Source organism: Actinacidiphila acididurans, assembly GCF_016918855.1.
In the GTDB taxonomy this organism is placed as follows: Bacteria; Actinomycetota; Actinomycetes; order Streptomycetales; family Streptomycetaceae; genus Actinacidiphila; species Actinacidiphila acididurans.
This window is the reverse complement of the sequence record NZ_JADKYB010000004.1, coordinates 301,255-313,962: the sequence shown is the minus strand read 5'-3', so window position 1 is coordinate 313,962 and position 12,708 is coordinate 301,255. Positions and strand designations below refer to the sequence as shown.

Below are 12,708 nucleotides of genomic sequence, written 5' to 3'. Positions count from 1 at the left end.
GGGTACGTCCGGTGAGCCGTCAGGCGATACGCCGCGCGGCGGCGAAGGGCATCCAGGACATCGGGGCGATCTCCACGGTGGCCCCGGTGTGGGGGGCGTGGACCACCTGGCCGTTGCCGAGGTAGATGCCGACGTGGGAGATGCCGGAGTAGAAGAAGACGAGGTCGCCGGGGCGCAGGTCCGACTCGGAGACCGCGACGCCGTCCGTGACCTGGTCCCAGGTGGTGCGGCCGATGCTGATGCCCGCGGCGCGGTACGCGGCCTGGGTGAGGCCGGAGCAGTCGTACGCGTTGGGGCCGGTGCCACCGGAGACGTACGGCTTGCCGCGCTGCGCGAGCGCGAACTGGATCGCGGCGGCGGCGCGCCCGGTGGCCGGCCCGGTGTAGCTGGAGCCCGCCGAGGACGAGGACGCGGAGGAGGAAGACGAAGAAGAGGACGACGAGGAGGAGGCCGAGGACGAGCCGCCGGACGGCGTCGGCGGGTGCTCGAGGGCGGCGAGCCGGGCCTTCTGCGCCGCGGTGAGGCTGTTGAGCAGCTTCTGCGCCGCGGCCAGCTTGGTCCGCAGGTTCTTCTTCTCGGCGGCCAGCTTGCTCTGCGCGGCGGTCAGCTCGTTCAGGCTCGCGGTGGCCTGCGCCCGCTGGATGTTCGCCTGCTCCTGCTGCGTCTTGAAGGTCTGAAGGGCCTGCTCCTGTGTCATGGACAGGCGGGCCATCAGATGGTTCTGCTGGAGGAACTGCTCCGGGTCGTCGGAGAAGAACAGCTGCGTGGTCTGGTCGAGGCCGCCGTCGCGGTACTGCGCGGTTGCGAACTGACCCAGGATCCGGCGCGTGTCGTTCATCTGCTGCGTCTTCTGGGCGACCTGCTGGAGCAGTGCGTTCGCCTTGGCGCGCTGCGTGGTCGTCTTCTCGGTGGCCTGGTCGTACTGCTGGGTGGCCACCTCCGCCTGCTGGTTGAGCGTGTCGATCTGCGCCTTGACCTGGGAGATCGACGGCTGGGCGGGCGCCGCGTTCGCGGTCTCGCTGAGCAGGGTGACCGACGCCAGTGCCGCTGCGGTGACTCCGACCGCCGCGCGCGGGGCGGTCGTGGCGAGTATGGATGGACGCGGCTTGCGGTGCGACGCCAAGGAGGCGACTCCTTCCGTGGACCGCTGACCGGGTTAGCTGACGGGTTCGGGCTGGGAAGGCTGCCCTACGGTCGGACGCCTTGCGGGCGTCTGTCCGATTCACCCCAACGTGCTGGTGGGTCCCCGGCTCCGGCCGCCGGCCGGATTAAGCGGAGGTGACGTGCTGCCGGCGCTGTCACCGGCGGGGAGCGCGTCACCTAGCGGGCTACCGTAGTCAAGTGTTGGGAGGCTTGGGAAGTTTGGATCGCAATGTGACCGAAATCGAGTTGTGATCTTACTCGTTGTGCAGGATATTGCGGTGCTCTGTGGTGCGGACTGGACGGAACGGCTGAACCGGACAGAGACGGACAGGATCGGATGAGATCCGACGGGATCGGACGGTGTCGGCCCGAATCGGTCCGAAAGCTTCTCAATAAGGACGGACCGCCGCGTAGAACGGCATCTCCGTGACCGGCGCGATCTTGACCACCGTGCCGGTGTGCGGCGCGTGGATGATGTCGCCGTTTCCTATGTAGAGGCCCACGTGGCTGATGTCACTGAAGAAGAAGACCAGGTCGCCGGGCTGCAGGTCGGTCTCCGACACCCGGGTGCCGACGTTGACCTGGTCCCAGGTGGTGCGCGGCAGGTCGATTCCGGCCGCCTTGTACGCCGCCTGGGTCAGCCCCGAGCAGTCGAAGGAGTCCGGGCCGGTCGCGCCCCACACGTAGGGCTTGCCGAGCTGCGCCCGGGCGAAGGCGATGGCCTTTTCGGCCGCCGTGGACGAAGAGGACGAGGAGCCGCCGGAGCCGGTCGAACCGCCGACCGGTGTCGAGGTGCCGCCCTGCGTACTCGTACCGCTGCCGGCGGCGGCCGCCTTGGCCGCGGCTTCCTGGGCGGCCTTCTGCTTGGCGGCGATCTCCGCGGCCAGCTTCTGCGCGGCCGCCTTCGCCGCCGCCTCCTGCTGGGCCCGCAGCGCGGCCAGGCGCGCCTTCTCCTGCGCGGTCAGGCTGTTGAGCAGGTGCTGCGCCTCGGAGAGCTTGCTCTGCACGGTCGCCTTGGCCGTCTTGAGCCGGGCCTGCTGGGCGGTGAGCTGGTTGAGGCTCTTGGCCGCCTCGATGCGCTGCTGGGTGGCCGCGGCCTGCGCCACCCGGTACGACTCGACGGCCTGCTTCTGCCGGTCGGCCAGCACGTTCGTCAAGTGCGTCTGGTCGGCGAGGTCCTGCGGGTTCGCGGAGAGCAGGTAACGGCCGGTGCTGTCGTCACCGCCGCCCCGGTACTGCGCCGCCGCGTACAGGCCGAGCGTCTGCCGGGCGTCGATGAGCGCCTGCGTCTTGCGGGCGGCGGCGTCCAGCAGCTTGTTGACCTTCACGGACTGCTGGTTCGTCTGCTGCTTGACGCCGTTGTACTGCTCGGTGGCCACCTCGGCCTGGTGCATCAGGGTGTCGACCTTCGCCTTCACCTCGGTGATCGAGGGCTGGGCGGGCCGGGTCGGGGCAGGAGAGGCACTGGCGCTCTCGCCGAACAAGGTCACTGTGGCTAGAGCGGCAGTGGTCAGGCCGACCGCCGCGCGGGGTCCGGTGGTGCTGAGCAGCGCGGTACGGGCCTTACGGTGCGTCGCCATGGGGGAGTGGCTCCTTTCGGACGCCCTTTCGGACGCTTGTGCCGCCGCACGCTAGCCGGACGCTCTCGGCCGGGGGAAGGCCGGTGTCCGATAAGCACCGATACCTTTTCGTAATCTTTTGCGGTTGCCATACAAAGACGGTGTTCCGGTCACCCGTGGTGACCGCGGCGGCACACGCAGGGTCCGGCCCGCGGCCCCGGCCGCCCGGTCGGGGCGGTCCGGGCGAACCGCGGGTTCGATGTCGGTGCGGCGGCCTAGACTCGGGAGGCGATGAGCAGCCTCTTTGACGAACACTTCCTGGCCGGGCTGGACACGTCCCGGGGGGCCCGCGACGCTGCGGAACCCCCGCCGCCGCCCGAGGAGGAGGACCGGCCCGACGATGTACCGGAGGGCCTGTTCGGCGACCGCTTCGACGGTCCGCCACGGGACGCGTACTACCGCGACGGCGCCCCGCGCCCCGCCCTCGACCCGCAACAGCTCCTGGACGGGCTGAACGAGCAGCAGGCCGCCGCAGTGGTCCACGCCGGGGGGCCGCTGCTCATCGTGGCCGGGGCCGGCTCCGGCAAGACCCGCGTGCTCACCCACCGGATTGCCCACCTGCTGGCCGCCCGGCACGTGCACCCCGGCTCGATCCTGGCCATCACCTTCACCAACAAGGCGGCCGGCGAGATGAAGGAGCGGGTCGAGCAACTCGTCGGCCCGCGCGCGAACGCCATGTGGGTGTCCACCTTCCACAGCGCCTGCGTCCGCATCCTGCGTCGCGAGTCCAAGCACCTCGGCTTCACGTCGTCGTTCTCGATCTACGACGCCGCCGACTCCAAGCGGCTGATGGCGCTGGTGTGCCGGGACCTGGAGCTGGACCCCAAGCAGTTCCCGCCCAAGTCCTTCAGCGCCAAGGTCTCCAACCTGAAGAACGAGCTGATCGACGAGGAGACCTTCGCCGGCCAGGCGGAGAACCCGTTCGAGAAGAAGCTCGCCGAGGCGTACGCGCTCTACCAGTCGCGGCTGCGCGAGGCCAACGCCCTGGACTTCGACGACATCATCATGACCACCGTCAACCTGCTCCAGGCGTTCCCCGACGTCGCCGAGCACTACCGGCGGCGGTTCCGGCACGTCCTGGTCGACGAGTACCAGGACACCAACCACGCCCAGTACACCCTGGTCCGCGAGCTGGTCGGCACCGGCGACGACGCGGCGGAGCTGTGCGTGGTCGGTGACGCGGACCAGTCGATCTACGCCTTCCGCGGCGCCACCATCCGCAACATCCTCCAGTTCGAGGAGGACTACCCGCAGGCCCGCACCATCCTGCTGGAGCAGAACTACCGCTCCACCCAGACCATCCTGTCGGCCGCCAACGCCGTCATCGAGCGCAACGCCAGCCGCCGCGCCAAGAACCTGTGGACCGAGTCCGGCGCAGGCCCGGAGATCGTCGGCTACGTCGCCGACCAGGAGCACGACGAGGCGCAGTACGTCGCGGACGAGATCGACCGGCTCACCGACGCCGGCCAGGCCCGCCCCGGCGACGTGGCCGTCTTCTACCGCACCAACGCCCAGTCCCGGGTCTTCGAAGAGGTCTTCATCCGGGTCGGGCTGCCGTACAAGGTCGTCGGCGGCGTCCGCTTCTACGAGCGGCGCGAGGTCCGCGACGTGCTGGCGTACCTGCGGGTGCTGGCCAACCCCGAGGACGCGGTGCCGCTGCGCCGGATCCTGAACGTGCCCAAGCGCGGCATCGGCGAGCGCGCGGAGGCGATGATCGACGCGCTGTCCGCCCGCGAGCGGATCTCCTTCGCGCAGGCGCTGCGGCGGGTGGACGAGGCGTACGGCATGGCGGCCCGCTCGGCGAACGCGGTCAAGCGGTTCAACACGCTGCTGGAGGAGCTGCGTACGGTCGTGGAGTCCGGCGCGGGACCCGCCGTGGTCCTGGAAGCGGTGCTCGAACGCACCGGCTACTTGGCCGAGTTGCAGGCGTCCACCGACCCGCAGGACGAGACCCGGGTGGAGAACCTCCAGGAACTCGCCGCGGTGGCCCTGGAGTTCGAGCAGGAGCGCGCCGAGGGGGAGCCGGGCACACTGGCCGACTTCCTGGAGCGGGTCGCGCTGGTCGCCGACTCCGACGAGATCCCGGACGACGAGGAGGACAACGGCGGGGTGATCACCTTGATGACCCTGCACACCGCCAAGGGCCTGGAGTTCCCGGTGGTGTTCCTCACCGGCCTGGAGGACGGGGTCTTCCCGCACATGCGGGCGCTCGGCCAGGTCACCGAACTGGAGGAGGAGCGCCGGCTGGCCTACGTCGGCATCACCCGGGCCCGCGAACGCCTCTACCTGACCCGCTCGGTCATGCGCAGCGCCTGGGGACAGCCCGCCTACAACCCGCCGTCCCGGTTCCTGGAGGAGATCCCGGAGCCGCTCGTGCAGTGGCGGCGCACCGGCTCGTCCCCGACGTCCGTGGCCGCCGGGACGTCCGGCTCCAGCGCGGGCTCCAGGGCGGCGGCCTCGCTGTCCTCCTCGATCGCCGCGCGCGGCCGATCCGGTCCCTCCGCCTTCGCCACCCGTCGCGCCGGTGACCGCCCAGTCATCTCGCTGGCGGTCGGCGACCGCGTCACCCACGACCAGTTCGGGCTGGGCACGGTCATCGCGGTCAGCGGCCGGCCGGGCGACGAGAAGGCGACCATCGACTTCGGGGACGACCGGCCCAAGCAGCTTCTGCTGCGGTACGCGCCGGTGGAGAAGCTCTGAGCGGGTCCGCCGGGCAGCGCGGGGGCCGTTGGAGGGGCGGCTCGGGCCTTGGGGCTCGGGCCGCTCGGCGCATTATTGGCGCTTGAACGGCGCGCGATCGGTGCGGCCCGGCGGCTCGGGTCCCGCCGGCTTCGGGCCCGGGCGCTTCGGATCCGGGCTGTCGCGGGTCCGACTGCTGTGCGTCCGGCTAGCGCGGGTCCAGGCCGTGGGCCAGCAGCCAGGGCAGCGGGTCGATGGGCGATCCCCCGCCGGGCCGTACCTCGAAGTGCAGGTGCGGGCCGGTGGTGTTGCCGGTGTTCCCGGAGTACGCGATGACCGTGCCGGCCTGCACCTTGCCGCTGCGGATCTTGGTGCTGCTCAGGTGGCAGTACCAGGTCTCGGTGCCATCGGGCGCCGTGACTATGGCCATGTTCCCGTACGACGGGTTCCACTGCGTGCGCACCGTGCCGTCGGTCGCGGCCATCACCGGGGTGCCGACCTGCACGGGGAAGTCGATGCCGGTGTGCAGCATCATCCAGTGCTCGCCGGCCTGCCCGAAGTAGGCGCTCAGGCCCTTCTGGGTGACCGGCAGCACGAACTTGGGCCGCAGGGCCTCCGCGCGGGCCGCCGCCTCGGCCCGGGCCTTGGCCGCCGCGGCCTGCCGGTCCTTGAGGTCGATACGTTCCTGGGTGCGGCTGGCCCGGGTGGCGAAGTCGTCGGCCTGGCGGCTGACCCCGCTGAGCTGGCGGTCGAGCTGCGTGGTGGGCGCGTTGCCGGTGGCGGTGGTGGCCGCCGCGTCCGGGCCGTCCGCCTGCGCTTTGTTCGAGCCCTGCGCCACGCCGACCCCGCCGACGGCCGCCGCGCCCACCGCGGCGACGCCCATCACGGCCACCGACGGCACCGCGATGGTGAGCAGCGCCGAGCGCTTGGCCGGTTTACGGCGCCGGCTGCGGGCCGCCATGCCGTCGTCGCCCGCCGGGCCGTCGGCCGCGTAGTCGTGCCGCGCCTCGATGTCCTCGGGGGCACCGTCGTGGGCGAGGTCGTCGGGGAAGGCGGTGAAGGCGGTGAAGTCCGTCGCGGGGTCCGCCTCCGCCGCGAGGCCGGTGTCCGTCACCGGGTCCATCAGGGCCGTCGACGGGTCCTGGGCGCTCTGCGGCTCGTAGCCCGTGTGGCCGCCGGAATGGGTGCCGAACTCGGCGGTGAGGTCCTGCTCGTACCCGGTCCCGGGCCCGGCGGCGTACGCCACCTGCTCGAACATGCCCGTGTCGCCGCTTGCGTCGTACCCGTAGCCGTAGCCGTACCCCTGGCCGTACACCGGGTAGCCGCCGGAGTCCCAGTCCTGCTGCGGCTCGTGGCCGGTGTGCGTCCCGGTCTGCTGCTGCGGGACGACGCCGGTCCAGGCGCTCGCGTCGTAGGTGCCGGTCTCGTAGTACGGCGTCCCGGCCGCCTGCTGCTGCACGCCGGCGGACTGCCCGGTGGCCGCGCCGGCGCCGGTCCCGCCGCCGTACGCGTACGGGTCGTACAGCGCGTACGTGCCCGTCTGGTCCTGCCCGGTGCCGTAGCCGGTGGCGTATCCGTAGCCGTACGCGTAGTCCTGGCCGCCGCCGGCGGTCGTCTGCTCGTACGGGTCGTAGCCGCCGCTCTGGGCGTACGGGTCGCCGTACTGCTCGTACGCGATGCCGGTGCCGACGGTCGGGTAGGAGCCCGAGGAATAGGCGTCGTACCCGTAGGCGTCGTAATCGGGGGCGTATCCCGACGCGTGCCGTTCGTTCACCGCCAGCTTCTCTTTCGCCTAGGCAGCAGGAGAATTAGCGGCGACTGTAGCTGCCCCTGTGGGGCGCCGACAATCTTTGGCGGTGACCTTGCGTGCGCTGGGGTCGGTGTTCGGTTGATATTCGACCGTTATGTGCCCGTTATGCGGCGTCCGCCGCGCCCCGCATCGGGCCGCCGTAGGCGAGGGTCCGGCGTATCTCGGCGGCCACCGTGCCGTGCACCGGCAGGGACAGGTGGCCGATGCCGCGGACCGCGATGTTCTGGGACATCAGGTCGGGGTGGGTCAGGCAGGCGGCGCCGGCGGGGATCATGAACTGGTCCAGGTCGCTCCAGAACGCCACGAACCGGGTCCGGCAGCCCTTCGCGGGCCCGGCCAGCTCCTCCAGCACCTCCGATCCCGGGCGCATCTGCCGGGCCAGCGGATGCGGGGCCAGGGCGGGCACGGCCCGGGTGCCCGCGTGCGGGGTGCCCAGGGTGATCAGGGTGCGTACCCGGCTGTCACCGCCGAGGCACTGCACGTAGTAGCGGGCGATCAGGCCGCCCAGGCTGTGCGCCACGATGTCCACCCTGCGGTGGCCGGACTGCTCGCAGATCCGTTCGATGTGCGGGCCCAGCAGGCGGGCGGCGGTGCGGATGTCGTTCGTCAGCGGCGAGTAGTTGAGCGCCTGCACCCGGGGCCAGCCGTGCCGCTGCAGGGAACGGCGCAGCAGGGTGAACGCCGAACGGTTGTCCACGAAGCCGTGCAGCAGCAGGACCGGCGGGTGCGGCCGGCCGTCGGGCGGGCCCGTGGCCGGGGCGGCGGGTCGCTGTTCCTGGTCGCTGCCGGGGTTTTCGGCGGGGTGTCCGGTGCGGTTTTCGGCAGGACTGTCGGTGGGGTCGTCGGCGGGTGCGGAGGGTGACGGCACGCGCTCGGGGAGTATCCCGGTCGGGTAGAGCAGCATGTGGCCGGCGAGGACGGCCAGGTCGATGGCGGTCACCCTGACCAGGTCGGCGCCGTGCTTGCCCCAGGCCAGGTAGCCCCGGGGACTTTCGCCGGGGCGGTCCCCCTGGTCGGCGGCGGACGGCTGGTCGTGCGGGGAACGGCGGGGCTGGGAATGATCATGCGGGGACTGGTCGTGCGCCGGCCGGCCGTGCGAGGACCGGTCGTGCGATGACTGGGTGGCCATGACCCACCTCCCGTCACGGCGCCACGGGGTCGGCTCCGACCGGGCGGCACCCTCGGCGGGAGCCGGAGCGGAGGCCGCATCGCCGCGCCCTGCGGCTGCGAGCGCGGAGATGCGGCGTCCTGGCAGCGGCTCCTGCGGAACGTGTCCGGGCCCGGCCGCCGCCCCGGCGTGTCCCTCGCCGGGACGGTCCGGCGGGCCCGACCTCTGGTGAATGTGTCCCACTGTGTGATTTCCCCCTCGGTGCGACCGGTAAAACTGACGCCGTACGGGCGCGGGCGATAACGTTCGTTCACACTGTGGAGTGACGCCCGCCAGTGCGGCGGGCCCGAATCCCCGGCCCCCGGGCCGTATCCATGGAGGCAGTGATGGGAGTGTCCGGACCGATCCGTGTGGTCATCGCCAAGCCGGGTCTCGACGGCCACGATCGCGGGGCCAAGGTCATCGCCCGTGCGCTGCGCGACGCCGGTGTGGAGGTCATCTACACCGGGCTGCACCAAACCCCCGAACAGGTGGTCGACACCGCCATTCAGGAGGACGCCGACGCGATCGGCCTGTCCATCCTCTCCGGTGCCCACATGACCCTCTTCGCCAAGGTCATCGAACTCCTCCGGGAACGCGACGCCGCCGACATCAAAGTCTTCGGTGGCGGCATCATCCCCGAGGCCGACATCCAGCCCCTCAAGGACCTCGGTGTCGCCGCGATCTTCACTCCCGGCACCCCCACGGGTGACGTTGTCACTTGGGTCAACGCCCACCTCCGCCCCACCGCCGACGTCTAGCCCCGCCCTGACGGCGGGCCGGTTCGCCCGGGATACGCCCCCCGGGGCGGGGGCACCGCCTGCCATCGGCGGCACACTCAGGGGCGCGGGGAACTGCGCGAGCAACTACATGCGGCCGGTGGCCCGGGCACAACCGCAACAGCCCCTTTGAGCCGGTGGCGACCTGCGGCCCGGTGATGGGCTTGTCGCGCCCGCGCGGCGCCAGCCGCATATCAGATGCAGCCCCGCGCCCCTTGGTTTTCGCGGCGAACCGCTCGACGCCCCCGGGACGGGGGCACGCCCGCGGCCGGGGGCACGCCGGGAGCGCCCCGTAGGGGCGCGGGGAACTGCGCGAGCAACTACATGCGGCCGGTGGCCCGGGCACAACCGCAACAGCCCCTGTGCGCGGGGTACCCCCGGGGAGCCCCGCGGCGCAGCCGCAGCCCGGGGCACTCCCGGCGTACCGCCCGCCGCCAGGCGGGGGTCGGGTCAACCCGGCGAACCGGGGCGGAGTTCGGCGAGCATCAACCGGCGGAGCCGGAGGGTGCTGGTGAGGCGCTGGAAGGCCTCGGACCAGTACGCGGTGGCGCCGGGCGCGCCGTCGGGCGCATCCTCGGCCGTGGCGCTGAGCAGGGCGACCTGCTCGGCCACCGCAGGGTCGAGGCAGCGCTCGGCCAGGCCCATGACGCCGCTGAAGCTCCAGGGATAGCTGCCCACGTCCCGGGCCATATCAAGGGCATCGATGACCGCCCGGCCGAGGCGGCCGGCCCAAGGCACCGCGCAGACGCCGAGCATTTGGAAGGCCTCCGACAACCCGTGCGTCCCGATGAACTCGGCGACCCATTCCGCGCGCTCGTCCACCGGCAATATCGCCAGCAATTTTGCCGGGTCGCCGACCGCCGCGACGGGTGCGGAGGCGGCCGGCGGCGGCCCGAGCAGGGCCCGCGCCCACTGCGGATCGCGCTGCCGCACGGCAGCCCTGCACCAGGCCGCGTGCAGGTCCGCCTGCCAGTCGTCCGGCACGGGCAGTGCGATGATCTGCTCCGGGCTGCGCCCCCCGAAGTGCTCCGGCCAGGCGGAAAGCGGTGCCGCGTCCACCAATTGGCCCAGCCACCAGGCCCGTTCACCCCGCCCGCTGGGCGGCTTGCGGGCCACCCCGTCGCGTTCCATCTCCGCGTCGCAGGCGTGCGGCGCCTCGACGGTGATCCCGTCCGGGCCGAGCCGTACGCAGGCCCGGGCCCGCGCCGCCATGCGTCCGGCCAGCGCGGAGCCGGGCAGGGCGGACAGCAACTCCGCGGCCGTGGCCCGTACGTTGCGGCTGCGGTCCGACAGCGCCTCCTCCAGGAACGGCTCGTCCGCCGGGCCGAGCCCGGTGCGCAGGGAGTCCAGGAACATCAGCCGGTCCTCGGCCCGCTCACCGCGCCAGGTCGAGTCCAGCAGTTCCAGGGCCGCGGCCGGCTCGGCCAGCCGCATCCGCGTGAGCAGGGCCACCCGCTCGGCGAACAGCCCCTCCTCCCACAGCCGCCGTGCCGTCTCCGGGTCCTCGCCGCCGGCCGTGCCCGGCGCCGCCCCTGCCGGGCCGGCGCGCAGCGCGAACTTCCAGTCCGGGTTCAGCCCGGCCAGCCACAGCCCGCGCGGGCCGGCCAGCGCAAGGGCGTCGGGCCGCAGGTCGGTCCGGGCGCGGGCAGCGTCCAGCAGCGCCGGCAGCAACTCCGGCGGCGCCGCGTAGCCCTCCGCCCGGGCCGCGCCCAGCCACTGCGGCAGCAACTCCGTCAGATTCGGCGCCGCCCCCCTGCGCCCGCCACGCGCACCGTCCCCCGTACGGTCCGCCAGCAGCATCGCCAGCCGCCGCCGCGCGGCCTCCGGCAACGGCGGGCGCCGGTCCGCCGGAGCCGGCTTCGGCCGCTGCCCGGCGATCCCCGGGCGCAGCCCCGCCCGCCGCCGCACCACCCCGGCGGCCGCCGCGTCCAGCAGCCCCGCCGCCGCTTCCTCGGCGTCCCCGACCACTCCGGGCGGCCGTCGCCGCTCCGTCCCCAGCAGGGCGCTGCCCACCAGGTCGTCCCACGTCACGTCCATCGTTTCCCCCACGCCTGCCGTCCGTCGCTGTCGCCTTGCCGTGGCCGCCCGGGCCCCTGCCGGGAGAGCGTCTGCCGCCGTCTGAACCCCCGTCAGAGGGCTATCGGCTCCGGTGAGCCGTCGGTCCATGCCGTGAGCGGGCGTATGCCGGTGGGGCCGAGTTCGCCGAAGACCGTGAGCGGGTGGCCGCCGGAGACCGCGGCGAGGCGCCACAGGGCGGCGGAGGGGCCCATGCCGGCGACCGGGATCGCGTCGTCCGAGTGGGCGTCGGCGAGCTGCCAGCGGTCCGGGCCGGGGAGGGGGACGACCGGGCCGAGCAGGACTGGGAAGGCGTCCAGCCAGGGGTCGTCGGCCAGGGCGGAGCCGTATGCGGCCAGCGCCTGGCCGGTCGCGGTGCCGGCCGGGATTCGCACGGGCCGGCCGATGTCGTGGCGCGGGCCCAGGGCGGCCCGCAGCGGGAGCGCGGCCGGGTGGTAGGCCAGTTCCGCGTCCATCACGGTGCCCACCGCGAGGGCGAGTTCGGGTGCCCGGCCCGCCGCGCCGAAGGACAGCAGCAGGGCGAACCGTCCGGCGCCCTCGTCGTGCAGCCAGATCCGGCGGGTGGTCAGCCGGTCGTCCGCCGTGTCGTACTGCGCCAGCACCAGCCACTGGCCGCGCACGGTGGGCCCCGCCAGCACCTCCGCGGTGTCGACGGTGAAGCCGATCCGGGTACGCACGGTCTCCGCGAGCGGGCCCGGCAGCCGTTCGCGGCCGAGGAAGCCGCGGGCCAGCAGGTGCAGCAGCGCGGTCTCCTCCAGCATCCGCGACGGCCAGTCCCCGCCGGTGGCCGGCAGCGCCCCCAACTCCCGTACGCGCGAGGCGAGCCCGGGCGCCTGCGCGTCGACCATGCGGGCCGCGACCTCGTCCCACTGCTGGTAGCCGGCCCGGTCCGCGCCGGCCAGGCCGCCGCGCAGCAGGTCGGTCAGCCGCTGCTCCAGTTCGGCGGCGCCGCCCTCGACCCGCACCGCCCGCCGCTCGGCCCGCTTGCGCGCCGCGTCCGGGTCCGCCGGGCCCGCCGCTGCCTTCGGTTCCTTCGCGGCCGCTTCCTCGGCCTTCTTCCGCCGTGCAGCGGTCCACTGCTCCACCCAGTCCGGCTCGGTGTCCGCCGTGATCGGACCCGACTCCCCCTCGGCCCACAGCAGCAGCAGGCCCAGCGCGTGCTTGCACGGGAACTTGCGGCTCGGGCAGGTGCAGCGGAACGCCGGCCCGGCCAGGTCGACCGCGGTCTGGTACGGCCGGCTCCCGCTGCCCTTGCACGACCCCCACACCGTGCGTCCGGCCACCCCCGTGCCGGTCCACGGCGCGGGCGTCGCGAGGCGCGCGCCCGCTTTTCTCGATGCGGCGTCAGGCGCGAGCGCGAGCACCTGATCAGCCGTCCACCGTGCTTCCGTCTCCATGCCCACGAAGGTAGGACCCCCCTCTGACAATCGCCCTGACCTGCACAGATCGCGCTCG

At 73.0% G+C, this 12,708-nt stretch carries 8 protein-coding genes and 1 riboswitch; of the genes, 2 read left to right on the top strand and 6 right to left on the bottom strand.

Annotation, left to right across the window (positions count from 1 at the left end):
* Positions 1-19: 19 nt before the first annotated feature.
* Together ITX44_RS09145 and ITX44_RS09140 are read right to left on the bottom strand one after the other, a co-directional pair.
* Positions 20-1,123, bottom strand: coding sequence for a C40 family peptidase (locus ITX44_RS09145; RefSeq protein WP_205356562.1), 1,104 nt, complete (start codon positions 1,121-1,123; stop codon positions 20-22).
* Positions 1,124-1,130: 7 nt separating this feature from the next.
* A riboswitch (cyclic di-AMP (ydaO/yuaA leader) is annotated at positions 1,131-1,285 on the bottom strand.
* Positions 1,286-1,532: 247 nt separating this feature from the next.
* Complete coding sequence (locus ITX44_RS09140; protein ID WP_205356561.1) at positions 1,533-2,723, bottom strand: C40 family peptidase; 1,191 nt, start codon at positions 2,721-2,723, stop codon at positions 1,533-1,535.
* 270 nt (positions 2,724-2,993) lie between these two features.
* On the opposite strand from ITX44_RS09140, the gene pcrA reads away from it, so the two are divergent.
* Positions 2,994-5,462, top strand: a complete 2,469-nt coding sequence (gene pcrA / locus ITX44_RS09135) for a DNA helicase PcrA (protein ID WP_205356560.1) — start codon at positions 2,994-2,996, stop codon at positions 5,460-5,462.
* Between the two features lie 187 nt (positions 5,463-5,649).
* On the opposite strand, the gene ITX44_RS42580 is transcribed toward pcrA, so the two are convergent.
* Together ITX44_RS42580 and ITX44_RS09125 are read right to left on the bottom strand one after the other, a co-directional pair.
* Entirely contained in the window at positions 5,650-7,215 is a 1,566-nt protein-coding gene (locus tag ITX44_RS42580) for a M23 family metallopeptidase (RefSeq protein WP_307795182.1), read from the bottom strand.
* A gap of 139 nt (positions 7,216-7,354) precedes the next feature.
* A complete protein-coding gene (locus ITX44_RS09125) occupies positions 7,355-8,380 on the bottom strand; it encodes a lipase family alpha/beta hydrolase (RefSeq protein WP_205356559.1) in 1,026 nt (341 codons plus the stop codon).
* 365 nt (positions 8,381-8,745) lie between these two features.
* Here ITX44_RS09125 and icmB point away from each other — a divergent pair, with 365 nt between their 5' ends.
* The gene (gene icmB, locus ITX44_RS09120) at positions 8,746-9,159 is read left to right on the top strand and encodes a coenzyme B12-dependent isobutyryl CoA mutase small subunit (RefSeq protein WP_205356558.1); all 414 of its coding nucleotides are present in this window, start codon (positions 8,746-8,748) and stop codon (positions 9,157-9,159) included.
* Positions 9,160-9,627: 468 nt separating this feature from the next.
* Here icmB and ITX44_RS09115 read toward each other — a convergent pair whose 3' ends face one another.
* Both ITX44_RS09115 and ITX44_RS09110 read right to left on the bottom strand, forming a co-directional pair.
* Complete coding sequence (locus tag ITX44_RS09115) at positions 9,628-11,214, bottom strand: DUF5691 domain-containing protein (protein WP_205356557.1); 1,587 nt, start codon at positions 11,212-11,214, stop codon at positions 9,628-9,630.
* 92 nt (positions 11,215-11,306) lie between these two features.
* A complete protein-coding gene (locus ITX44_RS09110) occupies positions 11,307-12,650 on the bottom strand; it encodes an SWIM zinc finger family protein (protein ID WP_205356556.1) in 1,344 nt (447 codons plus the stop codon).
* Positions 12,651-12,708 lie beyond the last annotated feature (58 nt).

Bases quoted from the DNA above. Each gene is read 5' to 3' on its own strand.
- icmB (WP_205356558.1), top strand. From the start codon at position 8,746: ATGGGAGTGTCCGGACCGATCCGTGTGGTCATCGCCAAGCCGGGTCTC.
- pcrA (WP_205356560.1), top strand. From the start codon at position 2,994: ATGAGCAGCCTCTTTGACGAACACTTCCTGGCCGGGCTGGACACGTCC.
- ITX44_RS09110 (WP_205356556.1), bottom strand. From the start codon at position 12,650: ATGGAGACGGAAGCACGGTGGACGGCTGATCAGGTGCTCGCGCTCGCG.
- ITX44_RS09125 (WP_205356559.1), bottom strand. From the start codon at position 8,380: ATGGCCACCCAGTCATCGCACGACCGGTCCTCGCACGGCCGGCCGGCG.
- ITX44_RS09140 (WP_205356561.1), bottom strand. From the start codon at position 2,723: ATGGCGACGCACCGTAAGGCCCGTACCGCGCTGCTCAGCACCACCGGA.
- ITX44_RS09115 (WP_205356557.1), bottom strand. From the start codon at position 11,214: ATGGACGTGACGTGGGACGACCTGGTGGGCAGCGCCCTGCTGGGGACG.